We start from the raw sequence: 22,589 nt of genomic DNA on the forward strand, positions 1-22,589 counted from the left end.
TATCGGGGACGACACCGCGAACGCTGTCCATCTCATGGCCCGGACTCTTCACGGACCTGGAAACCTCGTCAAGGAGCTATGAAACCGTCATGTATTCCACCGCCACGGAACAGCAGAATCCATCAGAGATACGGAATCGACCTAGCCTCACGATTGTGCGCAAACAAGTCGCCCAACGGATCGACGGTCGGCGCGCCGGGGACGTCAGGCCGTGAGCGCGGCGCACAGCCGGGGTACGGCCACGCCGATCGGGTCGTGGATGACCTCGTCGGCCATGTGGTCGTAGGCGGTCGGCTCCCCGTTGACGATGACCACCCTGGCCCCCGCCTCCGCCGCGATCGAGACCAGCGTGGCCGCGGGCCGTACCTGCAGGGAGGTGCCCACGGCGACGAACACCTCGCAGTTCCCGGCCGCCTCGACCGCCCTGGACAGGACGCCCTGGTCAAGGGACTGACCGAACATCACGGTCGCGGTCTTCAGGATGCCGCCGCACGCACGGCAGGCCGGGTCGTCCTCCCCCGCCATGATCCGTTCGACCGCCTCAAGCGTCGTCGAGTCCGCCCCGCACGAGGTGCATACCGCGCCGAACATGTTGCCGTGCAGTTCGAGCACCCGGTCCTGCGGCGATCCGGCGCGCCGGTGCAGGCCGTCGACGTTCTGCGTGATGATCCAGGCGTCCGGCAGCGTGGCCAGGGCGCGGTGGGCGGCGTTCGGCTCGGCGTCCCAGGCGGGACTGTCGCGGCGGAACAGCCATGACCGCCGTCTGATCTCGGCGCTGCCCATGTAGTGGTGGTAGGTGACGAGCCTCTCCTGCTCCGGGTCCGCGCGCCACAGGCCGTTCGGGCCTCGATAGTCGGGAATGCCGGATTCGGTGGAGATGCCCGCCCCCGTCAGTACGGTCACCGTCATCGCCCAATCGTAGTCAGCCCTACTCGGTCCGGAGTGATTCGGAAAAAACCGGTGAGGTACCCCATGACGCGAAACGAGGGGGAGCGCCATGGGGACCGTCGCCGAGCAGTTCGTCCAGGTGTTGCGGCAGGCCGGAGTCGAACGGATCTACGGGGTCGTGGGCGACAGCCTCAACCCGGTGGTCGACGCGGTGCGCAAGACCGGGGGCATCGACTGGGTCCAGGTTCGCAACGAGGAGGCCGGGGCCTTCGCCGCCGCCGCGGAGGCGCAGGTCACCGGGCGGCTCGCGGTGTGCGCGGGCAGCTGCGGGCCCGGCAACACCCACCTGGTGCAGGGCCTGTACGACGCCCACCGCAGCCGTGCCCCCGTGCTCGCGCTGGCCTCGCAGATCCCCAGCCCGCAGATCGGGACGGACTTCTTCCAGGAGACCCACCCGGAACGGCTGTTCGCCGAGTGCGCCGGCTTCTGCGAGGTGATCGGCACGGCGGAACAGATGCCCAGGGTACTGCGCGTGGCCGTACAGCGGGCGATCGGCGGCCCGGGCGTCTCCGTGGTCGTCCTGCCCGGCGACGTGGCGCAGCTGCGGGTGTCCCAGGAGGCGGGGCCGCACGACTTCCTCACCCGGCCGGGCACGCTCCACCCTCCGGCCGACCAGGTCTCCGAACTGGCCGTCGCGCTGAACGCCGCCGAGAAGGTGATGCTGTTCTGCGGCGCCGGGGTGCGCGACGCGCACGAGGAGGTCATGTCGCTGGCCGCCCGCACGCTCGCCCCGGTCGGGCACGCGCTGCGGGGCAAGGAGTGGATCCAGTACGACAACCCCTACGACGTGGGGATGAGCGGCCTGCTCGGGTACGGCGCGTGCTACGAGGCCACGCGGGAGGCCGACCTGCTGGTGCTGCTGGGCACGGACTTCCCCTACGACGAGTTCCTGCCCGGCGCGCGGACCGTCCAGGTGGACCACGACGCGGGCAGCCTGGGCCGCAGGACGCCGCTCGAACTGGCCGTGCACGGCGACGTCGGGGAGACGCTGCGGGCCGTACTGCCCGACGTGCGCCAGAAGCAGGACCGCCGTTACCTGGACAGGATGCTCGAACGGCACCTGAAGGCCCTGGACAACGTGGTGGACGCCTACACCCGGGACATCGAGCACCATGTCCCGATCCATCCTGAGTACGTCGCCGACGTGCTGGACGAGCTGGCTGGCGACGACACGGTCTTCACCGTGGACACCGGGATGTGCAACGTCTGGGCCGCCCGCTACCTGACGCCGAACGGCCGCAGGCGTGTCATCGGCTCCTTCAGGCACGGAAGCATGGCCAACGCCCTGCCGCACGCCATCGGCGCCCAGTTCGCGGCCCCCGGCAGGCAGGTGGTCTCGCTGTCCGGCGACGGCGGGCTCAGCATGCTGCTCGGCGAGCTGCTCACCGTACGGGATCACGACCTTCCGGTGAAGATCGTGGTGTTCAACAACTCCTCGCTCGGCATGGTGAAGCTGGAGATGCTGGTCGACGGCCTTCTCGACTTCGGCACCGACTACCCCTTCACCGACTACGCGGCGATCGCCACGGCGATGGGCGTCGAGGCCGTGACCGTGCGCAGCCCCTCCGAGGTCCGCGAGGCGCTCGGCACCGCCCTGACGGCCCCCGGTCCGTACCTGGTGGACGTCGTCACCGACCCGAACGTGCTGTCCATCCCGCCCCGCATCACCGGTGAGCAGGTCAAGGGGTTCGCCAAGGCCGCGAGCAAGGTGGTGCTGAGCGGCGGCGTCGGGCGCATGATCGACATGGCGAGGGCGAACCTGCGCAACATTCCCCGTCCCTGATTCCCGTACGGCAGGCTGTCGGGGTGAGCAGACTGCAGCGGCGGATCAACGAGGCGGCCGAGGCCGCGCTCGCCCAGCGTGGGTTCGTCACCGTGATCGACGTGCTGACGGGCCTGCGCTGGCTGCGCGCCGGTCAGGTGGACACCTGGCGGCAGGGCAGGGCGCCCACACTTGAGGAGCTGACCGCGGTCGACGGCGCCAGGATGACCGAGGCGGCCCTCCTGCTCAGGCGCTGGGCGCTCGAACGGGGGCTGACCGAGGGCGAGAGCGCCTACCTGTCGAGTGGCAGGGACCGGGGCGAGCTGCGTTTCCTGGCCGGGGGCGAGGAGTCCGTCTTCCGTGTCCACTGGGTCTCCCCCGACATGAGCGAGACCAGGAGGAAGCGGCTGGCCGAACGGCAGACCAAGGCCCCCGACCTGGTCGCGGTCGAACCGCAACGGGAGTGGAGGTGCGCGGGCTGCGGCGGGACGGGGCCGTACCTGATCATGGAGGGCGCCGAGCCGTACTGCCTGACCTGCGCCGACCTGGACCACCTGGTCCTGCTGCCGGCGGGGAACGCGGCGCTGAGCCGCAGGGCGAAGAAGGAGAGCGGGCTGGCCGCCCTGGTGGTCAGGTTCAACCCACGGCGCAAACGGTACGAACGCCTCGGCATCCTGGTCGAGGAGTCCGCGCTCGCGCTGGCCGAGGAACAGTGCCTGGCCGACGAGGAGGTGCGGCTGCGCCGCCGTGAACGCGACCGGGAACGGCGCGCGGGCGAGGACGTCGAGTTCCAGGCGCGGATGGCCGCGGAGATCGTCAGGCTGTTCCCCGGCTGCCCGCCCGAGCGGGCCGAGGAGATCGCCCGGCACGCCGGTCAGCGGGGCAGCGGCCGGGTCGGCCGTACCGCGGCCGCCAGAGTCCTCGACGAGAACGCCGTCACGCTGGCCGTGATCGCCTCGGTGCGGCACCTCGACACCGACTACGACCGGCTGCTGATGGCCGGGGTCCCCCGGGCCGAGGCCAGAGAGCGCATCAGGGCCGGCATCGACCGGGTGCTCGCCCGCTGGCGGGGCGAGATTGTCGGTGCCGCTGGTCACAATGGGCGCCATGGACAGCTGGCGTGAGGTGCGGGAGACGATGCGCGGGTTCGCGCTGAGCCTTCCCGAGGCGTACGAGGACCACCCCTGGGGTGAGAGCGTCGTCAAGGTCAACAAGAAGATCTTCGTCTTCCTCGGCGTCGAGGAGCCGACCGACAGGTGGAGCCCGCACGTGGGTGTCAAGCTCCCCGAGTCGAGCGGCCACGCCCTGTCCCTCGACGGCGCCAAGCCCTCGGGGTACGGCCTCGGCAGGGCGGGGTGGGTGACGATCCCGTTGACGGGTCCGCTGCCGGAGACCGAGGTGCTGCTCGACTGGGTCGAGGAGAGCTACCGGGCCGTGGCGCCCAAGCGGCTCGTCGCCGTGCTGGACACCTCGTCTCCCGATGACGTGAGCTGAAGGCTCCCTCAGTTGATGATGCCCCCGCTTCCTCTGCTACCGCCCGGCGTCCTGTTGTCGCTGAGGTCGTCGTTGAGGATTCCGCCGGGGATGCGCTCGGGGTTCTGACGGTGGTGGCGGTGGCGGTGACACTTGCCGTGTTTGCAGGGCTTCACGTTCTCTGTGACGCCCGGCGCGTCCACCTGGGCCGCCTGGGCCGGTGTCATGGCGGGTACGGCGAGGGCGCAGGCCCCCATCGCACCGGCCGCGAGAGCGTTCCTGATCCTGGTCATCATGGATGACTCCACGTGAATCTCAGACGGAACGCCGTGCCGCCACCGAGATGACGGCACGGCGTCGAACCGGAGACTTCCACGGTATGGCGGCGAGGCCCCGAGGGCACCCCAGAGAACCCCAAGGCCTCAAGCCCCCCGGATTACCATTCCGCCACTAAAAGCGATTACGCCAACACATTTAGCGACAGATCATCTTTCATCCCCTGATTCCGCCGAGCCCCACGGGTCAGGAGAATGTCCGCGAACCGCAATGCGCCAGTCGCTTCGCGAGCAATACGACCGTTGACGGAAGAGCGACGCCACCACCTGCCTAGACGCCTTTCACCCGGCCTTTCCCTTTTAAAGAGACTTCGCGACGGCGTGGCGTCACACGACAACCATTGGCAACTGTAAGCATCCTTATCGTTACGTTGAGTCAACCAACGTAACGGGCACAGGCCGTATTTCGGTCAGATGGTTGGTCGCGGCCACGGGCCGCGTTCCGGAGAGAACGGTATCTTCCTATGTTCACGCCCATTCCCCGCACGGATGCCGTCGTAGCCCGCGCCAGGACCAGGTCCAGGGGGCTGACGACGGCGATTCTGGCCGGGTCCGCCTCCCTCGCGCTCGCTGCCTCCGTGTGCGCGGCCGTCACCGCGCCCGCCGCCCTCGGTAGCCAGGGTGACTCGGTCGCCGTCCCGAACCCGACGCCGACCATCCCCACGCTCAAGGAAGAGGCCCGCCGCAAGTGCAGGCCCCACAACTTCTTCAGGTTCCACCACTTCAAGCCGATCAACTTCTTCCTCCCCAGGACCCGCTTCATCGACGGTCCCGGCGGCACGATCACGGCGAGCGTCAGGCGGCAGTACCGCGTGTACTTCGAGGTGGAGATCGAGCGCGAGAAGCAGAGCGAGATCAAGCACGACATCGACCGCAACGCCCTGCATGAGGGGATCCTGCGCAGGCTGCGCAACAACGTCAACCCGCTGCTCGCCGAGGAGCACGTCGTCGAGGCGGGTCACCTGTACGCCAGGGACGTCACCCCCGGCAAGTACGGCAACCTCTGGTACCGCGTGTTCGGCTACCGGGTCGGCTGGTCGACCTGGAAGCAGCTTGAGGACTGCAGCGTCAACCACATCGCCACCGGCATCGCCAACGTCCCCGCCCGGGTCGAGGGCTGGCGCTACTGGGAGACCGACCACCCGATGTACCACGGCCGCAAGCTGTCCGAGAAGTAGGACACGGGCCGTACGACGCCCGGGTGACCACCGTGCCGGGTCACCCGGGCGTCGCCGTACGCCCAGGACAGGGGGTCAGCGGCCGAGGAAGCGTACGGCGTTGCCGCCGAGCAGCAGCGCCCGCGCCTCCTCGGTCAGGAACCCGGCGCCCCTGATCAGCGAGCCGACCGGCGTCTCCCCCAGCGGGTAGGGGAAGTCGGAGCCGAGCATGACCCGCTCCTGCCCCATGGTGTCCACCAGCAGCCGCAGCGCCCGCTCGTCGAAGACCACCGAGTCGACGCTGAAGCGCTCCAGGTAGGCCGAGGGCGGCAGCAGCGAGGTCCCGACCACGTCGTTGCGGCGGTGCCAGGCGTTCTCGAACCGGCCGAGCCAGAAGGCGAACGAGCCACCGCCGTGCGCGAAGCAGATCCGCAGGCTGTCGGGGACCCTGTCGAAGACGCCGCCCAGGATCAGGGCGAGCACCGACAGGTGGGTCTCCGCGGGCATGCCGACCAGCCACTGGGCCATCCAGCGCCGCAACCGGGGGCTGTCGGCCATGTCCCACGGGTGGACGAAGACGGGCGCGCCGACGGCCGCGCAGTGCTGGAGGAACTGGACGATCCCCGCGTCGTCGAGGTCGAGGTCACCGACGTGGTTGCCGATCTCGACGCCCGCGTGCCCCGCCGCCAGGCACCGGTCCAGCTCCGCGCAGGCCAGGTCGGGGTCCTGCAGCGGCACCTGGCAGAACGGCACGAGCCGCTCGGAGTCGCAGATCTCCAGGGCCAGGTCGTTGAGGATCCGCGCCACCCCGGCCGCCTGCGCCGCCGGACGCTCGTAGGAGAAGAAGACCGGCGTCGGGGAGACGACCTGGACGTTGACCCCGTCGGCGTCCATCCGGTCGAGGCGGACCCGGGGGTTCCAGCAGTCGTCCTGGATCCTGCGGAACTCCCGGTCGCCGAGCAGGATCATGGCCTCCCGCTCCGACTCGACCCTGAGCCTGGGCGCCTCCGGCCAGCCCAGGTCGGGCCAGCCCCGGGGGACGTGATGGGTGTGGACGTCGATGATCAACGGCTATCCCTTGCCCGGGTGGAGGGCCCCGCAGTTACCGCAGGTACGGGCCTTCTCGTCGTCGTAGAACGCCTGGAAGATCGGCGGCAGGTCGGACACGATGTCACGCACCTGGAGCTCGACCTCGTGCACGACGGCGTCGCAGTCCTGGCAGTACCACCGGAACTTCTCCAGCACGCCCTCCGGCCTGATCCGCTCGACCAGGAAGCCGACCGACCCCTCCTCGGGGCGCTGCGGCGAGTGCGGCAGGTTCGGCGGGAGCAGCCACATCTGGCCCTCCTTGACGTGCACGGTCTCCGGCCCGTCCTCGGTCATGACGTTGATGTGCATGTTGCCGCGGACCTGGTAGAACAGCTCCTCGTACGGGTCGACGTGGAAGTCGGTCCGCGCGTTCGGGCCGCCGACGACCATGACGATGAGGTCGTTCGCCCCCTCGAAGATCACCTTGTTGCCCACCGGGGGCTTGAGCAGGTGGGCGTGCTCGTCGATCCACTTGGTGAAGTCGATGGGCGGAATCACTGACTCTCCTCCTTGTAGGCGACTGCCTGGATCTCGATCAACAGATGTGGGTGGGGCAGCTGGTGGACCGCGACCGTCGTCCTGGTCGGTCCGGTCTCGTCGAAGTACTCCGCGTAGACCGCGTTGTAACCGCCGAAGTCGTTCATGTTCACCAGGTAGGCGGTCACCTGGACCAGGTCGGAGAGGTCGGCTCCCACGGCCTGGAGGATGTCGCGGATGTTCTCGATCACCGCCCTGGTCTGCTCGGCGATGTCGAGGCTGACCGTGCCGAACTCGTCGGCCCGTGCCCCGGCGATCGTGTTGTCCGGCCTGCGGGAGCTGGTCCCGGACACGTAGATGAGGTCACCGGCCCGCTTGACGTGCGGGAACCTGCCACGCGGCGTGGCCTTCCCGCCGACGACCACACCCTCGTTCACGGCGCCTCCCCGTTCACGGCGCCTCCGGCGGTGAAGGAGACCGACCCCAGGTGCTGGGCTTGCACCCTGACGTGCGCGCCCGCCGGGAGCGGCTCGGCCGGGGTCGCGGCGCCCGCCAGCAGGATCCAGCCGGGCTCGATGACCACCCCGGCCTGTACGGCCAGCCGCGCGGCCTCGACCACGGCCCGGCGCGGGTCGCCGAGGATGGCGCCGGTCGATCCGGCCTGGACGACCCGGCCGTCGATCTCCAGCAGCACGCCGAGGTTCCACAGCGCCGGGTCGTACGGCCGCCACGGGCCGACGACGTAGCCCGCGGCCGAGGTGTTGTCGGCGATCACGTCCGGCAGCGAGAAGCGGAAGTTCTCGTAGCGGGAGTCGATGATCTCGATGCCGGGCGCCATGGCCACCACGGCATCGGGGGCGAGGGCGTCGGCGACGGTGGCGATGCGCCTGCCGACGAGGTAGACGACCTCCGGCTCGATACGTGGGTGGATATAGCCGGAAATATCAGCGTGTGAGCCGTCCAAAACCGCCGACGACTCCGGGACCCTGCCGAAGATCACGTCGTGCACGCCCATCTGGCGGCGCTTGCCCTCGCTGGTGAAGCCCAGCTTCACCCCGGCCAGCCGGTCGCCCCGGTCCAGGCGCAGCCGCAGCAGCTCCTCCTGCACCCGGTAGGCGGTCGCCACGTCGTAGTCCTGCTCCGGCTGCCGTACGGCGCGAGCCGTACGGGCGGCCTCGTCGAGCACCGCGGCGAGCTTGTGGATGTCGGTCACGCGTTCTCCTTCGCGCGCGCCAGGTCCAGCGCGATGTCCACGATCATGTCCTCCTGGCCGCCGACCATCCGCCGCCTGCCCGCCTCCGTCAGGATGGCCCGGGTGTCGATCCCGTAGCGCTCGGAGGCCGCCTCCGCGTGACGCAGGAAGCTGGAGTAGACCCCGGCGTAGCCGAGCGTCAGCGTCTCCCTGTCCACCCGGACCGGCCGGTCCTGCAACGGCCTGATCAGGTCGTCGGCCGCGTCCATCAGGGCGTTGAGGTCACAGCCGTGCTCCCAGCCCATCAGGTCGGCCACCGCGACGAACACCTCGATCGGGCAGTTGCCCGCGCCCGCGCCCATCCCGGCCAGGGAGGCGTCGACCCGGAAGGTGCCGTTCTCCACGGCGACGACCGAGTTGGCCACGCCGAGGCCCAGGTTGTGGTGGGCGTGGACGCCGATCTCCGTCGCCTCGTCGAGCACCTCGCGGTAGGCCCTGACCCGGTCACGCACCCCGTCCATGGTCAGCCCGCCACCGGAGTCGGTCACGTAGACGCAGTGCGCGCCGTACGACTCCATGAGCTTGGCCTGCCTGGCCAGTTCCTCCGGCGGCGCCATGTGGGACATCATCAGGAACCCGGCCACGTCCATGCCCAGTTCGCGGGCGGTCGCGATGTGCTGGGCGGAGATGTCGGCCTCGGTGCAGTGGGTGGCGATCCTGACCGAGGTCACACCGAGCGCGTGGGCCCGCCTGAGGTCGTGGATGGTGCCGATCCCGGGCAGCAGCAGGGTCGTCAGCTTCGCCTGCCGTACGGCCCCCGCGACCGCCTCGATCCACTCGTCGTCGGTGTGCGCGCCCGCGCCGTAGTTGAAGCTGCCCCCGGCGAGGCCGTCGCCGTGGGCGACCTCGATGGCCGCGACGCCCGCGGCGTCCAGCGCGGCGGCGATCTGAGCCGCCTGCTCCGTGCTGTAACGGTGCCTGATGGCGTGCATGCCGTCCCGCAGCGTCACGTCCTGGACGTAGAGCCTCATGCGCCCACCTCCGCCAGCCGCTCGGCGGTGCGCAACGCGGCCGAGGTCATGATGTCCAGATTGCCCGCGTACGCGGGAAGGTAGTGGGCGGCCCCCTCGACTTCGAGGAAGACGCTCACCTTGACGCCGCCGGAGCGCTCCCCGGTCGGCAGCGGCTCACCCGCCGGGACGCGCTCGAACTGCACGTCCTGCTTGAGCCGGTAACCGGGCACATACCCGGCGACCCGCTCGACCATCTCCCGTACGGCCAGCTCCACCTCGGCCTCGTCACAGTCGTCGACGAGGCAGTAGACCGTGTCCCGCATGATCAACGGCGGTTCCGCCGGGTTGAGGATGATGATCGCCTTGCCCCGCGCGGCCCCGCCGACCTGCTCGATCGCCCGTGAGGTCGTCTCGGTGAACTCGTCGATGTTGGCGCGGGTGCCGGGACCGGCCGACCTGGAGGAGATCGAGGCGACGATCTCGGCGTATCGCACCGGGACCCGCGAGGCCACCGCCGCCACGATCGGGATCGTCGCCTGGCCGCCGCAGGTCACCATGTTGAGGTTGCGCTCACCGAGGTGGGCGTCCAGGTTCACCGGAGGCACCACGTACGGTCCGATCGCGGCCGGGGTCAGGTCGATGACCCGCTTGCCGTGCTCGCGCAGCACCCGGTCGTTGTGCACGTGCGCCCCGGCCGAGGTCGCGTCCAGGACGATGTCCACCTCGTCGAAGCCGGGCAGCTTGACCAGGCCCTCGACACCCTCGTGGGTGGTGGCCACCCCGCGCCGTCTGGCGCGGGCCAGACCGTCGGAGTCGGGGTCGATGCCCGCCATCGCGACGACCTCCACCCGCCTGGACAGCAGCGCCTTGAACATCAGGTCGGTGCCGATGTTGCCCGACCCGATGATCGCGATCTTCACCGGCCCACCTGTGGTCACCGTCGTCATGAGAACACCGCCCTTACCGAACCGACGCCGTCGATGTGCGCCTCGAACACGTCCCCGGCCTCTACGGGCACCATCGGCCCGAGCGCGCCGGTCAACACCACGTCCCCCGCCAGCAGCGGGAAGTCCTTGCCGCCGAGCGCGTCGGCCAGCCACACGGCCGCGTTGAGCGGGTGCCCCAGGCAGGCCGCGCCGGCGCCGGTCGAGGCCTCCTGGCCGTTCCTCGTCATCGTCATCCCGGCCAGCCTCAGGTCGAGACCGCGCAGGTCGACCGGGGTGTTGCCGAGCACGAACGCCCCGCTTGAGGCGTTGTCGGCGATGGTGTCCACCAGCGAGATGTCCCATCCGGCGATCCGGCTGTCCACGATCTCGATGGCCGGGAGCACGAAGTCGACCGCCCTGATGACGTCCGCGACCGTGAACGGCCCGCCGACCAGGTCGCTCTTGAGGACGACCGCGATCTCCGCCTCGGCCTTCGGCTGCAGGAACCGGGAGGCGGGCACGGGCAGCCCGTCCAGGCAGGCCATGTCGGCGAAGAGCATCCCGAAGTCGGGCTGGTCGACGCCCAGCTGGCGCTGGACCACGGCCGAGGTCAGGCCGATCTTCCGCCCGACCAGCCGCCGCCCCTCGTGCAGCGCCCTCCTGGTGTTGATCTCCTGTACGGCGTAGCCGACCTCGGCCGTCCCGCTCGGCAGCGTCTGCCGTACCGGGGGACACGGCTTGCCGTGGCGCGCCGCGTCGAGCAGCTGGTCGGCCGCCTCGGCGAGCGCGTCGGTCGCCTCGCTCCACTCACTCATGTTCCGGCTCCAGCTTGATCGTGATCGTGGTGGGTTCCGAGTAGAAGTCCAGGGAGTCGGTGCCGCCCTCCCTGCCGATGCCCGACAGCTTCACCCCGCCGAACGGGGTGCGCAGGTCGCGCAGGTACCAGGTGTTGACCCACACCAGGCCCGCCTCAAGGGACTGGGCGACCCGGTGCGCCCGGCTGAGCCGCGAGGTCCACACCGTCGCGGCCAGGCCGTACTCGCTGTCGTTGGCCAGCGCGATCGCCTCGGCCTCGGTGTCGAACGGCGTGACGTGACAGACGGGGCCGAAGATCTCCTCCCGGTTCACCCTGGAGGTCGGCGGCAGACCGGTCAGCACGGTCGGTTCGACGTAGTACCCCCCGTCCCGTTCGTCGCCGAAGCGCGGCACGCCGCCGCCCGCCCTGAACTCCGCGCCCTCCCGCTCGGCGAGCCGGTAGTAGGACAGCACCTTGTCCCGGTGCTCGGCGGAGATCATCGGCATCATCGTGGTGTCCTCGTCCTCGGGACGCCCGAACCGCAGCTCCCCGGCCCGCTTGGCCAGGCGCGTGACGAACTCCTCGAAGATCGGCCGCTCGACGTAGAGCCGCTCGGTGCACAGGCAGACCTGCCCGCCGTTGGTGAACACCGAACGCACACTGCCCTCGACGGCCGCGTCCAGATCGACGTCCGCGAAGACCAGCCCGGCGTTCTTGCCGCCCAGCTCGAACGAGACCGGCTTGACCCGGTCCGCCACGTTCTTCATGATCGTCGACCCGGTACGGCTCTCGCCGGTGAAGGTGACCGCGTCCACCCCCGGGTGCTCCACGAGGAACTGGCCGGTCGAGCCGCCGCCGAAGCCGTGCACCACGTTCAGGACGCCCGGCGGCAGGCCGACCTCCGCGGCGATGTCGGCGAGCACGGCCATCGAGCCCGGCGTGTGCTCCGACGGCTTGACCACGATGGTGTTGCCCGCGACGAGCGAGGGACCGATCTTCCAGGTGGCCAGCAGGAACGGCAGGTTCCACGGCACGATCACCGCGACCACGCCGAGCGGCCTGCGCACCGTGTAGCTCAGCACGTCCTTCAGATGGAAGGCCTCGTCGGGGCGCTGGGCGGCTATCTCGGCGAAGGAACGGAAGTTGGCCGCGCCACGCGGAATGTCCAGCGTGCGGGTCTGTGTGATCGACTTACCGGTGTCCGCGATCTCCGCGGCGACGAGTTCCCCGAACCTGGCCTCGATCGCGTCGGCGAGGCGGCGCATCCACCCTGCCCGCTCCGCGATCGGCAGCGCCGCCCAGCCGGGCTGTGCCGCGCGGGCGGCGGCGACCGCCTTGTCGACGACGGTCCGGTCCGCCTCGTGGACCAGGCGGACCACCCCGCCGGTCACGGGGTCGTGCGTCTCGAACGTCGCCCCCTCGGCGACCTGTACCCCACCGATGAAGTGGGTCACCTGGTCAGACAAGTCTTCTCCTCACGAAAGGACCACACCTGGTCACTACGTACGGGTATAGGCGCGGGGGCTCCGTTGAGCAAGAATGAGTTCCGTGAAACGGAACACCGACCGGCTCTCGATGCTGGAGAAGTCCTGGCTCGTGCTCGACGCGTTCCGCCCCACGGGAGGCCCGCTGCGGCTCACCGAGGTCGCGGCGCGCTGCCATCTCCCCAAGACCACCGCCTTCCGGCTGCTCACCGAGCTGACCGAGATCGGGGCGGTCTCCCGCCGGGACGACGGCTACTACCTCGGCCGCCGGCTGTTCGAACTCGGTAGCATCGTGCCCCTCGAACGCGACCTGAGACACGCCGCGCTGCCCTTCATGCACGACCTGTACGAGGCCACCCACGAGACCGTGCACCTGGGGGTGCGCGACGGCCTCGACGTGGTCTACGTCGAGAAGATCCGCGGTCAGGAGTCCTTCGCCCTGCCCTCACGTGTCGGCGGCCGTCTCCCGCTGACCTGCACCGGCATCGGCAAGGCGCTGCTGGCCTACTCGGGGCCCGGCCTCATCGAGGAGGTCCTCGGCCGCCCCCTGCGCCGCCTGACCCAGCACTCCATCGTGGACCCCAAGCGGCTTGAGGAGGCACTCGGCCAGATCCAGGCGGCGGGCCTGGCCTACGAGCGTGAGGAGTCCCAGCTCGGCGGCGCCTGCATCGCGGCCCCGGTCTTCGGCGACGGCATGGCGGTCGCCGCCCTGTCGGTCTCCGTCCCGCTGGCCCGCTTCCAGCCAACCCGCCTGGCCCCCGCCGTGAAAGCCGCCGCCCTCGGAATCTCCCGAGCCCTCACCCGGGGCATCTGAGGTAACTTTTCAGATATTTTCGATCACCGACAGTGAGGAAATGTCATCGGCTCCCCGCGACGCCGCTCGGCGCCGAAGGGAAGGCGGGGTTACGTGAGATCGAGAGGGGGTCGGTGCGACCATGACGGCACGACATGGCGATGCCTCGCCGGATCTCTCGATGAGCGTCCGGATCGGTGGACCCGCCTCCGAGGACGGACGGCTGCCGCCGGCAGAGCTCGCCCGCATCGCGGGCGGCCTGCGGATGACTCTGGAGATGTACCACGACGCTCCCCCGCTCACCGGGAACCGGCGCCACTTCACCGACTTCCCCGGACTGTCGCTCCTGGCGTGAGCCCCCAGGGGGAGATGCGGTTCACTGGGCTGAGGTGTCGGACGGCTCAGGAGGATCGTGTGGAGACCCGTGTCGAGAAGGTGGCCGTGGCGGGCGGGTCGTTCGACCTGCATCTGTGGGTGCCCGAGAGCGGTCGCGGCCCGGTCGTCCTGCTGATCCAGGAGATCTACGGGGTCGGGCCGTACATCAGGGAGGTCGCCGAGGAGCTCGCGGGACTGGGGTACGTGGTCGGCGCGCCGGACCTGTTCTGGCGGATCCAGCCCGGTTGGGTCGCCGCCCACGACGAGGCCGGGACCGCGGAGTCGATACAGGTCGGCGCCCGGTTCGACGTCCCCCAGGGGGTCGCGGACGCGGCGGCGGCGCTGTCCCTGCTGCGCGAGCTGCCCGAGGCGGACGGCCGTGCCGGGATCGTCGGGTTCTGCCTGGGCGGCTCGGTCGCCTACCTGCTGGCCGCCTCCCTGGAGGCGGACGCGCGGACGGACGCGGTGCTGTCGTTCTACGGCTCCGCCGTACCGGACGTGACGGGGTTGATGGAGCGGATCACCTGCCCGCTGCTGCTCGTCTTCGGCGGCTCCGACCCCTACATCCCCCGTGACCGGGTCGCCCTGGTCGAGCGGGCCGCGGCGGGGTGGCCGAACGTGGAGGTCCACGTGGCGGAACGGGCCGGGCACGCCTTCCTCAACCACGAGGCCCCGCAGTTCCACGATCCGCAGGAGGCACCCGCCGTCTGGGCGCTCGCCCTGGGATTCCTCGGCCGCCACCTGCGTTGAGCCCGGACCTTACCTGAAGGTCATCTTCCTGTACCCCTGCATCATTACCCCATGCGACAGGTATGGGCTTTATGGGGAAATGTCATCGTCGTGAGCGCCCTGGCGGTCCCGCTCGTTCTGCTCGCCGTCCGCCTCCTGGCCCGCCGCCGCGCCCGCGCCGGCCACCCCCACCCCACCCGTACGGCCGCCGCCGACGTCGCCATGGCGGCCGGGACCGCCCCCTGGATCTGGATGATCCTCACCCCGCGACAGGCCCCGAGCACCGTCAGCCTGGTCCCCTTCCGCGACCTCGCCGAACTGTTCAACGGCCCGGCCGTCACCGTGTTCGTGCAGGTCGGAGGCAATATCCTGGTCTTCGCCGCGCTGGGCGCCCTGCTGCCGACACGCGTCGTACGCCTGGCCTCCCTCCCCGGGGTCGCCGCCGTGGCCGCCGCCGCGTCGTGCACGGTCGAACTCCTCCAGTACGGCCTGCGCCTGGGCCGGGTGAGTTCCGTCGACGACGTACTGGTCAACACGGCGGGCGCCGTACTGGCCGCGACGGTCACGCGGAGGTGGTGGACGTCACGGACGGCGGCCGAGACGGGTGTCCGGTAACGGACCGGGTAATTGCCGTCATTCGTCACACGGGTACGATCCGCTCAAAAGAAGCACGGGACCATCGTCTGCATCTGTGCGATCGTGGACAAGACGGGGCAAGTTCTCTGGAGACGCCAAACCCGGTTGGTGACAGAGGGTGATATAACGTGCAGCAATCCCCGGTTCCTCCCGAGCCCCCGATCTACCGGCGCATCGCCGACGGGCTTCGCGAAGCGATCCTGTCCGGCGCGCTCAGAGACGGGGACCGGCTTCCGGGCGAGAACGCCCTGATGGCCGAGCACGGCATAGCCCGCGCGACCGCCAGACAGGCCCTGTCCGTGTTGATCAACGAGGGCCTGGCCGTACCGAAACGCGGTTCGGGAGTCTACGTGCGGCTGTTCCGGCCGATCAGACGGCACGGCTCACGCAGGCTCGCACAACGGCAGTGGGGGCAGGGCCAGGCGATCTGGGACTCGGACACCTCGGGACGCCCCTACGCCGTCGACGAGGTGGAGATCGGCAGGGAGACCGCCGAGGAGGAGGTCTCACGTGTCCTGGGCAGCTCCGAGGTGTGGGTACGGCGCAGACGCTACTCGGTCGACGGCAGACCCGTGCAGTTGTCGGTCTCCTGCTTCCCCGCGGCTCTCGTCGAGGGCACACCGATCACCCTGCGGGACACCGGCCCCGGCGGCGTCTACGCGCGTCTGGGCGACCTCGGTCACGCCCCCGCCCACTTCACCGAGGAGGTACGGGCCCGCATGCCCCACCCCCACGAGACCGTCCAGCTCGACCTGCCCGCGGGGACCCCGGTCATCGCGATCGGCCGTGTCGCCTACACGGCGGACGGGACGGCCGTCGAGGTCAACGAGATGGTGCTGGACGCCGCGTCCTATGTACTCCAGTACGACTTCGACGCATAGATCAAGGCGACTCGTCAAGCGATAGGTTGACCTGTCCCCCACGATCATTGATTTCTCTAGAGAAGTGCATCACCGTCGAGAGGTGGACGTCGCGAGGGCCTGGGCGCGGGGAAGGTGCATAGATGTCATTCGATCGGCATCTGGCGGAAATCGCCCGGGAGTTTCCCGCGTGGACGATCTGGCGGAGCGACGCGGGTCGGTGGTGGGCAACCCGCCACCACCCGCTGACCTCCGCCCAGCGTGACCTCGGATGTGCGATGACCATCGACGCGGACGACCCCGAGAAGCTGCGCGAGCAGCTCCATCGTCAACAGGACCTCTCCGAGCGGCCGGACCGCCCGGACGAGGACTCCTGAAGAGCCGCCCGGTGCCTGGTTCAGCGGATCGCGCGGCCCCGGCACCGGGCCCCCAATCGCGAAAGGCCCACGACCCATCGGGGGCGAGGGCCTTTCGCCTGATCACACCAGCTTGAATTCGCGGCCCGCACCCCGGTGGGATGTGACACCACACGGACCGGGCCATCCGCCGGACGTCTCCTCGCCCGTCACGGGGCGCCCCGGCCACAGGACGCCCCGCAGCGGAAGGCTACGAGCGGGAGACGTACTCGTCGTTCCCCGTCCGGCCGCGCCGTTCCCGGCCGTCCCCGTCGTCCTCGACGATCACGCGGACGGCCTCGACGTCCGACTCGACGACGAGCAGGGTCTCCTCGTCCTGCCCGTCCCGTGCCTGGTCGGGGGTGAAGTCGGCCCTGGGGGTGAAGAAGTCCTGCCCGGAGAAGTCACCCTCCGAGTCGTCCTGCCCCTCCTGAACCTCGGCGGGCCCGGCGAGCTCCTGGACCTGCGGGGCGTCCGGGGCGGGCAGGGCCTGCTGCGCGGGGGCTGGGGGCAGCACGGAGGCCTCGTCGATCAGCGGGCCCGCCGCGCCCTCGCGGTGGATCAGGTCACCCAGGACGGCGCCCATCTCGTTGAGCCGGCGCATGACCTCGTGGTGGGTGTCGGTGAGATATGTCACCCGGCGCCCGGTCGTCTCGTCCAGGATCGTGGCGCGCTGCTGGGCCGCCGTCAGCGTGGCGTGGGCCTCGGCGTTGGCGGAGGTCACCGTGGACTCGGCCTCGGTGCGGGCGCTGTCGATCATCCGTTCGGCCTCGTGCCTGGCGGAGGTGAGGATGCGGTCGGCCTCCGCGCGGGCCGAGCGCAGGGTCTCCTCGGACTCGGCGCGGGCCGCGTTGACGGTCTCCTCCGCCTCGTTGCCCGCCTGGGAGAGCATCTGCTCGGAGGCGTTCGTGGCCTCGGAGACGCGCCGCTCCGCCTCCTGCTGGGCGGCGTTCAGGATGCCCTCGGCCCGCTCCATCGCGGAGGTGACCATCCGCTCGGCCTCGGTCGCGGCGTCGTCGCGGAGCTTGGTCGCCTCGGCGTCGGCGACCTGCCGCTTGGCGGCGGCCTCCTCCTCGCCCAGCTTCAGGATCTGGCTGAGCCGCTCGCCGAGCTCGTCGTAGTCCTGGGGGGCGTCGGAAAGCCGCCGACGAGCGTCAGCCAGCTCCGCACGACCCTGTTCCACCTGGTCGATCGCCCGCGCGAGCCGTTCCTCCAGATCGCGGACCTGGTTGCGGGTACGGCTCATGTAGTCGTGGACCTGGCGGCGGCTGTAGCCGCGCATGACGACCTCGAACGAGTCTTCATGCATCAGATCGGGAAAGCTCTCGTGCTGGTTTGTCATCGCGCTACCCGTGGAGGTTGTGTTACGGAAAAGGAGACGTCAGGAGACGACTTTCCTGCTTACTGCCCAAGACCGCAACCGGAACGCGCCACCGGCTTGCCGAAAAATCGGGCATCCGGCCCCCTCGTACCATCGATGCATGAACGCCTCCCCCTACGTCGCGGCCCTCGACGGCGACGCGACTCCCCTGATCCACCCCGAGGCCTACGTCGCCCCCGGAGCCGTGATCGTCGGCCGGGTACGGCTCGGCCGCGCCGCCAACGTCTGGTACGGATCGGTCCTGCGCGGCGACGACGAACTCATCGAGGTCGGCGAGGAGTGCAACATCCAGGACCTGTGCTGCCTGCACGCCGATCCGCGTGAGCCCGCCGTGCTTGAGGACCGGGTCAGCCTCGGGCACAAGGCGATGGTCCACGGGGCGCACGTGGAGACGGGGGCGCTCATCGGCATCGGGGCGATCGTGCTCGGTGGGGCCAGGATCGGCGCGGGCTCGCTGGTGGCCGCCGGCGCGCTGGTCGGGCCGGGCAAGCGGATCCCGGCCGGGGTGCTCGTCGCCGGGGTCCCGGGCAGGGTCGTCCGCGAGCTGACCGACGAGGACCGCGCCTCCTTCGCCCGCACGCCGGACAACTACGTGGCCAAGGCCGCCAGGCATCGGGCCGCGTCCGTCGTCCAGCCCGCCTGAGCGGCCCGTGGCCGTTGTAGGGCGCCTGCCGGGAGTGGATGGGTAACATGACCGCCGTGCGGCACTGGGACGGGTTTGACGCCATCGAGAGGGATCTGCGTGCCCTCGTGGGCGATCCCCGGTGGGGAACGCTGCCCCCTGTCGCCCGCGCCGAGGCCGTCTCCTCCCGTGTCCTGGCCACCCCGGACGGCGGGCGCTGGCTGTTCGGCGCGCGTGCCCGGTGGTACCGCCAGGACCCGGCCGACGGCCGCTGGCACCTGACGGCCCCGCCCGCCGATCCGGCCCTGCGCACGGGCGCCCAGGTGGTGCGGACGCCCTCGCTGGTCCCGCCGCAGCTGGTCCCCGGCATCCACGACCTCACCGCCGACCGTGGCTCGGTGCAGGGGTTCGTCGGGCCCGACGTACCGTACGAGATCACCGAGCGGCTGCGCGACCTGGTCGTCTCCCAGCGGGGCAGGCGTGTCCAGGACTTCCCGCTCACCGGTCCCTTCACCGCGTTCTTCGCCGGGGAGGTCCCCAGCCCCGTCGCCGCGATCTGGGGCACGCTCATGTGGTGCGCCTACGCGCCCGCCTTCGACGGCAACGAGGTCCTGCTGTCGATGTTCGGCGAGTTCCTCGCCCGCCCGCTGCCCGGCGACGAGTGGGTGCGCTGGCTGCCCCCGGCCTCGCTGGCCGACCTGGCCGCCCTGTACGGCGAGCGGGTCAGGGCCGGCCACCCCGAGGCGGGTCTGCGGCTGGTGGCGTTGATGGCGGACACGGCCGCGACCATCAGGTACGACGCGCGCTTCCGGCCCAGGACCGACGTCCTGCTGGCCATGATCGACCCGGTGCTGCGCCGTACCGGGCCTGACCCGTCGGTGGCGCACTACGGCGACGACGCGGTACGGCAGGCGTGGCTGGCGCGGTGCCCGCCGCACGTGACGCTGCCCGACGACTCCCCGGGGGAGCACTTCCAGCACGCGATCTACGACCTGGTGGGGACGCTGGGGTTCCTGGTGCCGAAGGGCGCCGAGCCCCGGGCGGTCGCGGCCTCGCTGCTGGCCGCCGACCTGTCGGTCTTCGGGCCCAGGGCGGCCGACCCGCTCTATCCGTGGCTCGATCCCGAGTTACGGCACATCCTCCACGTGGTGCTCTCCGACCCCTCGCATCCGTTACGGGGGTGCTGGCCCCGTTCGGGCAGGCTGCCCTCGGCGCTCAACCCACCCGACAGGGCGGGGGCCGCGGCCTTCCTGGGGGCCGCCTACGCCATGGGGCTGGCGTGGTGCAACCTGACCGGAACACCGGTGCCCGAACGGGGGTTCACCACGGCCGCCGCGGTCGTGCACCGGCTGACGCACGAACGTGACGATCCCGTCCCGGGCACCTCGGGAACCTTCCCGCGTCACTTCTGACACGGTTCAGCGCGATTAACTCACAGATTTAGTTATTTCACTCCCGTCACTGCTGTATCTCTTGGACCCCATATATATCTGGCAATTTGCCGAATTGTGATCTCAAAATCGGGAAACGATCCCGTTGGGGCTGTGGTGGTGTCGTGAGGAATGGTCCCGATGGGCCATGGGCACGAAAGTCCGCCCACCGTAACCTCGGAGAGGGTGTGGGCTGCGGAAGGAAGGACGACGCGGTGGGGCACGACGACCTGGACTCAAGGGTCCACGACCGTGTCGCGTTGGACGAGATCGCGCTCTACGCGGAGGTGCTGAGCGCCGTTGCCACCAGCGAACGGCCGCTCACTTTGGCGGAGCTCGACAACGCGCTCGGATTGAGCGCCTCGGCTGTTTGCTGAGGCCGATGAGAGAACCATCTGAACGACCTAGTCCCGGACTCCCCCTTCGGAGTCCGGGACGTAGTTCGTGAAGGGGTCCTGTGACTAGTTATGACCGGACGAGTCTGGCGATCGCCGCCGAGGCCTCTTTGATCTTCTCCTGGGCCTCGGGTCCGCCGGAGTTGACCGCGTCGGCGACGCAGTGCGAGATGTGGTCCTCCAGGAGGCCGAGCGCCACCGCCTGGAGCGCCCGCGTCGCGGCCGACACCTGGGTCAGCACGTCGATGCAGTAGGCATCCTCATCGACCATCCGCTGCAGGCCTCTGATCTGTCCCTCGACCCGCCGCAGCCTGGTCAGATAGGCCTGCTTGTCTCCGCTGTAGCCATGCATGTCCCAACGGTACCCGTGTCGCGCCCGACGGGAAGAGGCCGTGATCGAGCACTTGTCCCGCTGTGGACGGCCTTCAGGAAGAGGAGGAGGTCAGCAGCCTCTCCCACTGTTCGGCGACCACGGGCGCCGTGTGGACGGCGGCCGCCCCGAGCGCGCCCGCGGCGAGTTCCCTGCGCCGCCGTTCGTCGTCGATGAGCGCCAGCAGCGCGCCCGCGTAGGCCTCGATCTCCGCGCCCCCCTCGGCGACCAGGACCCCGCTGCGCCCCTCGACCACGAACTCACCGGGCCCGCTCGGGCTGTCGAAGCCGATCACCGGCACCCCGCTGGCCATCGCCTCGATCACCGTCATACCGGGCGTCTGCGGCGTCTCGGCCCGCGAGGTCACCGCGACGATCGACGCCTTGGCGAACTCGCCGCTCAGGTCGGAGGTCGTGCCCATGAAGTAGACGTGGTTGTGCAGGTTCAGGTCCTGGACCAGGGAGCGCAGCCGCCGCTCCTCCGGGCCACCGCCGTACAGGCGCAGGCGCCAGTCGGGGCGCTTGTCCGCGACGACGGCGAAGGCGCGGATCAGCCGGTCGTAGGCCTTGACCGGCACCCAGCGCCCGCCCGCGGCCACGATGCGGTTGTCCATGCGGGAACGCGGCCACGGCCCCGCGGGCAGCGCGTCGGGGATCAGCCTGACGTCGGCGCCGCCGTGCAGGAGGTGGTCCCAGTCCTGCCTGCCCCGCTCGGTGGCGGCGACGACGGCGTCGAGCCGGGGGTAGAACTTCGTGATCGGCCCCGGCGGGGAGGGCCGTCCCCACTCGCGGGCGACGCGTACGGTCTCCCGGGGGACGTGCCGGGCGACCTGGACGCTCAGGCCGGGTCTGGTCGAGACGACCGCGTCGGTCCGCAGGGCGCGCAGCCGCCGCCACAGGGCGACCTCGGCGTGCACCTGCCCTCTGGGCAGCAGGTGCCGTACACCGGGCCGGTCGTCGACGACCCAGGACAGCCGCACCTTGGCGGAGATCGGGAAGAACGGCCTGTCGCGGTGGCGCCGTACGCTGAGGATCTCCACCTCGTGGCGCTCGGCCAGCTCACCGGCGAGGTTGACCACGGACCTGACGTCTCCGCGCATGCCACAGATCGAGGGGACCAGCAGGCAGATCCTCATCCACCGACCTCGATCGTGAGCTCGTCGTCGGAGGTGTAGCGAGGGCGGATCGGCACCCCGTCCACCCGGGTGGCCGGGTAGTGCAGGCGGCGGCGCTTGCCGTTCACGTCGTCGAGCCTGGAGGCCAGGCGCAGCGGGGCGGGCAGGCCGTCGATCTCCAGTGAGGGCGCCCAGGCCGTCGGCTGGGTGGGATCTCCGGCCGCCACGTCGCACAGGTCGCACAGGGAGAGCGCGGCGTGGAAACGCACCCCCTGGACGGTCGCGGCCGCGGTCAGCGCGGAGCCTGAGGCGTCGTGACGGAGCGAAAGGCGCGCCTCGTGCCGGGACTCGTCGTCGTCGAGGCCGGTGAAGGCCAGCAGGCCGGTGACCTCGAAGCGGCCCTCACGGAACCAGACCGCGCGGACCTCGGCGACCGGCTCCGCCTCGTCGATCTTCAGGGCCAGGAAGCCGTTGCGGGTCCGGTAGGCCCGGTAGGACATCGTGCGCCTGCTCAGCGCGTAGGCGTCGATGTGGTCCAGGGAGAAGCCGGGATCGACGCTGTGCAGCCTTGTCCGTGCCCCGTCCTGGTTGAGGTAGGTGTCCCAGCGGCCGGGGCTGAGCGGCAGCGGGGCCAGGGAGAAGGCGAGCGTCGCGTCGCGCGCCCCGGCTCCCGTCGCCCCCAGTGCCAGCGTGTGCTCGACGGCCGTGCCCCGCTGACGCAGGACCAGCTCACTGCCCTCACTGAGCGGTTCGTCGATGGCCAGGCGGAGGGACAGGACGTCGGCCAGGGTGACCTCGGCATCGGTTACGACGACATGCACCGTTAGCCCCCTCCCC

Annotated in this window: 27 protein-coding genes; 13 read left to right on the plus strand and 14 right to left on the minus strand. The window is 70.3% G+C overall.

Translation table 11 applies throughout. The features are described from left to right. Positions 1-204 precede the first annotated feature (204 nt). Positions 205-909 (minus strand): NAD-dependent deacetylase, encoded by a 705-nt coding sequence (locus tag ACFYY8_RS28360; protein WP_390046049.1) that lies wholly within the window; start codon positions 907-909, stop codon positions 205-207. A gap of 88 nt (positions 910-997) precedes the next feature. On the opposite strand from ACFYY8_RS28360, the gene ACFYY8_RS28365 reads away from it, so the two are divergent. The 3 genes from ACFYY8_RS28365 to ACFYY8_RS28375 are packed head-to-tail and all read left to right on the plus strand — an operon-like array spanning position 998 to position 4,204. Next, positions 998-2,731 (plus strand): pyruvate dehydrogenase, encoded by a 1,734-nt coding sequence (locus tag ACFYY8_RS28365; RefSeq protein ID WP_390046051.1) that lies wholly within the window; start codon positions 998-1,000, stop codon positions 2,729-2,731. 23 nt (positions 2,732-2,754) lie between these two features. After that, on the plus strand, positions 2,755-3,834 hold the full coding sequence (locus tag ACFYY8_RS28370) for a DUF2293 domain-containing protein (RefSeq protein ID WP_390046053.1): 1,080 nt from the start codon (positions 2,755-2,757) through the stop codon (positions 3,832-3,834). Continuing rightward, entirely contained in the window at positions 3,818-4,204 is a 387-nt protein-coding gene (locus ACFYY8_RS28375) for an MmcQ/YjbR family DNA-binding protein (RefSeq protein WP_390046055.1), read from the plus strand. The genes ACFYY8_RS28370 and ACFYY8_RS28375 overlap by 17 nt, the downstream gene beginning before the upstream one ends. 8 nt (positions 4,205-4,212) lie before the next feature. Here the strand turns inward: ACFYY8_RS28375 and ACFYY8_RS28380 are convergent, their stop codons facing one another. Continuing rightward, positions 4,213-4,479 carry a hypothetical protein gene (locus ACFYY8_RS28380; RefSeq protein WP_352014068.1) on the minus strand — a complete coding sequence of 89 codons (267 nt, stop codon included), beginning with the start codon at positions 4,477-4,479 and terminating at the stop codon, positions 4,213-4,215. A 503-nt stretch (positions 4,480-4,982) separates the two neighbouring features. Between ACFYY8_RS28380 and ACFYY8_RS28385 the strand changes: the two genes are divergently transcribed. After that, a complete protein-coding gene (locus ACFYY8_RS28385; RefSeq protein WP_390046058.1) occupies positions 4,983-5,696 on the plus strand; it encodes a hypothetical protein in 714 nt (237 codons plus the stop codon). Positions 5,697-5,771: 75 nt separating this feature from the next. Here the strand turns inward: ACFYY8_RS28385 and ACFYY8_RS28390 are convergent, their stop codons facing one another. From ACFYY8_RS28390 to ACFYY8_RS28425, 8 genes are read right to left on the minus strand one after another with little or no spacing between them, the layout of a single operon-like run. Beyond that, entirely contained in the window at positions 5,772-6,743 is a 972-nt protein-coding gene (locus ACFYY8_RS28390; protein WP_390046060.1) for an amidohydrolase family protein, read from the minus strand. Between the two features lie 3 nt (positions 6,744-6,746). Next, a complete protein-coding gene (locus ACFYY8_RS28395; protein ID WP_390046062.1) occupies positions 6,747-7,262 on the minus strand; it encodes a 3-hydroxyanthranilate 3,4-dioxygenase in 516 nt (171 codons plus the stop codon). After that, complete coding sequence (locus tag ACFYY8_RS28400; protein WP_390046064.1) at positions 7,259-7,678, minus strand: RidA family protein; 420 nt, start codon at positions 7,676-7,678, stop codon at positions 7,259-7,261. The genes ACFYY8_RS28395 and ACFYY8_RS28400 overlap by 4 nt, the downstream gene beginning before the upstream one ends. Beyond that, complete coding sequence (locus ACFYY8_RS28405) at positions 7,675-8,454, minus strand: 2-keto-4-pentenoate hydratase (RefSeq protein WP_390046066.1); 780 nt, start codon at positions 8,452-8,454, stop codon at positions 7,675-7,677. Before ACFYY8_RS28405 ends, ACFYY8_RS28400 begins: the two co-directional genes overlap by 4 nt. After that, positions 8,451-9,464 (minus strand): 4-hydroxy-2-oxovalerate aldolase, encoded by a 1,014-nt coding sequence (dmpG, locus tag ACFYY8_RS28410; protein ID WP_352014074.1) that lies wholly within the window; start codon positions 9,462-9,464, stop codon positions 8,451-8,453. The genes ACFYY8_RS28405 and dmpG overlap by 4 nt, the downstream gene beginning before the upstream one ends. Further along, positions 9,461-10,393 carry an acetaldehyde dehydrogenase (acetylating) gene (locus ACFYY8_RS28415; RefSeq protein ID WP_352014075.1) on the minus strand — a complete coding sequence of 311 codons (933 nt, stop codon included), beginning with the start codon at positions 10,391-10,393 and terminating at the stop codon, positions 9,461-9,463. The genes dmpG and ACFYY8_RS28415 overlap by 4 nt, the downstream gene beginning before the upstream one ends. Further along, on the minus strand, positions 10,390-11,187 hold the full coding sequence (locus ACFYY8_RS28420; RefSeq protein WP_390046069.1) for a 2-keto-4-pentenoate hydratase: 798 nt from the start codon (positions 11,185-11,187) through the stop codon (positions 10,390-10,392). Before ACFYY8_RS28420 ends, ACFYY8_RS28415 begins: the two co-directional genes overlap by 4 nt. Then, positions 11,180-12,634 (minus strand): 2-hydroxymuconic semialdehyde dehydrogenase, encoded by a 1,455-nt coding sequence (locus ACFYY8_RS28425; protein ID WP_390046071.1) that lies wholly within the window; start codon positions 12,632-12,634, stop codon positions 11,180-11,182. The genes ACFYY8_RS28420 and ACFYY8_RS28425 overlap by 8 nt, the downstream gene beginning before the upstream one ends. A gap of 73 nt (positions 12,635-12,707) precedes the next feature. On the opposite strand from ACFYY8_RS28425, the gene ACFYY8_RS28430 reads away from it, so the two are divergent. From ACFYY8_RS28430 to ACFYY8_RS28455, 6 genes are all read left to right on the plus strand, one after another. After that, positions 12,708-13,466 carry an IclR family transcriptional regulator gene (locus tag ACFYY8_RS28430; protein ID WP_390046073.1) on the plus strand — a complete coding sequence of 253 codons (759 nt, stop codon included), beginning with the start codon at positions 12,708-12,710 and terminating at the stop codon, positions 13,464-13,466. Positions 13,467-13,626: 160 nt separating this feature from the next. Then, positions 13,627-13,800: a hypothetical protein gene (locus ACFYY8_RS28435; RefSeq protein WP_390046075.1), complete on the plus strand. Its 174-nt coding sequence runs from the start codon at positions 13,627-13,629 to the stop codon at positions 13,798-13,800. A 59-nt stretch (positions 13,801-13,859) separates the two neighbouring features. Beyond that, positions 13,860-14,570, plus strand: coding sequence for a dienelactone hydrolase family protein (locus ACFYY8_RS28440; protein ID WP_390046077.1), 711 nt, complete (start codon positions 13,860-13,862; stop codon positions 14,568-14,570). 51 nt (positions 14,571-14,621) lie between these two features. After that, positions 14,622-15,164, plus strand: coding sequence for a VanZ family protein (locus tag ACFYY8_RS28445; RefSeq protein ID WP_390046079.1), 543 nt, complete (start codon positions 14,622-14,624; stop codon positions 15,162-15,164). 149 nt (positions 15,165-15,313) lie between these two features. Beyond that, positions 15,314-16,066: a GntR family transcriptional regulator gene (locus tag ACFYY8_RS28450; RefSeq protein ID WP_390046081.1), complete on the plus strand. Its 753-nt coding sequence runs from the start codon at positions 15,314-15,316 to the stop codon at positions 16,064-16,066. Between the two features lie 122 nt (positions 16,067-16,188). Beyond that, positions 16,189-16,422: a hypothetical protein gene (locus tag ACFYY8_RS28455; protein WP_390046083.1), complete on the plus strand. Its 234-nt coding sequence runs from the start codon at positions 16,189-16,191 to the stop codon at positions 16,420-16,422. A 229-nt stretch (positions 16,423-16,651) separates the two neighbouring features. Here ACFYY8_RS28455 and ACFYY8_RS28460 read toward each other — a convergent pair whose 3' ends face one another. Then, on the minus strand, positions 16,652-17,749 hold the full coding sequence (locus tag ACFYY8_RS28460) for a hypothetical protein (protein ID WP_390046085.1): 1,098 nt from the start codon (positions 17,747-17,749) through the stop codon (positions 16,652-16,654). 172 nt (positions 17,750-17,921) lie between these two features. Between ACFYY8_RS28460 and ACFYY8_RS28465 the strand changes: the two genes are divergently transcribed. The 3 genes from ACFYY8_RS28465 (at position 17,922) to ACFYY8_RS28475 (ending at position 20,250) form a co-directional block, all read left to right on the plus strand. Further along, entirely contained in the window at positions 17,922-18,464 is a 543-nt protein-coding gene (locus ACFYY8_RS28465) for a gamma carbonic anhydrase family protein (RefSeq protein ID WP_390046087.1), read from the plus strand. A gap of 47 nt (positions 18,465-18,511) precedes the next feature. Next, the gene (locus ACFYY8_RS28470) at positions 18,512-19,855 is read left to right on the plus strand and encodes a hypothetical protein (RefSeq protein ID WP_390046089.1); all 1,344 of its coding nucleotides are present in this window, start codon (positions 18,512-18,514) and stop codon (positions 19,853-19,855) included. Between the two features lie 206 nt (positions 19,856-20,061). Further along, positions 20,062-20,250, plus strand: coding sequence for a hypothetical protein (locus ACFYY8_RS28475; protein ID WP_352014157.1), 189 nt, complete (start codon positions 20,062-20,064; stop codon positions 20,248-20,250). An 88-nt stretch (positions 20,251-20,338) separates the two neighbouring features. On the opposite strand, the gene ACFYY8_RS28480 is transcribed toward ACFYY8_RS28475, so the two are convergent. The 3 genes from ACFYY8_RS28480 to ACFYY8_RS28490 form a co-directional block, all read right to left on the minus strand. Beyond that, positions 20,339-20,620: a metal-sensitive transcriptional regulator gene (locus ACFYY8_RS28480; RefSeq protein ID WP_352014088.1), complete on the minus strand. Its 282-nt coding sequence runs from the start codon at positions 20,618-20,620 to the stop codon at positions 20,339-20,341. Positions 20,621-20,693: 73 nt separating this feature from the next. Then, positions 20,694-21,773, minus strand: coding sequence for a glycosyltransferase (locus tag ACFYY8_RS28485; RefSeq protein WP_352014089.1), 1,080 nt, complete (start codon positions 21,771-21,773; stop codon positions 20,694-20,696). Further along, positions 21,770-22,573, minus strand: a complete 804-nt coding sequence (locus tag ACFYY8_RS28490; RefSeq protein WP_390046092.1) for a hypothetical protein — start codon at positions 22,571-22,573, stop codon at positions 21,770-21,772. Before ACFYY8_RS28490 ends, ACFYY8_RS28485 begins: the two co-directional genes overlap by 4 nt. Between the last annotated feature and the right edge of the window lie 16 nt (positions 22,574-22,589).

Source organism: Streptosporangium sp. NPDC001559 (genome assembly GCF_042893955.1).
GTDB lineage: Bacteria > Actinomycetota > Actinomycetes > Streptosporangiales > Streptosporangiaceae > Streptosporangium.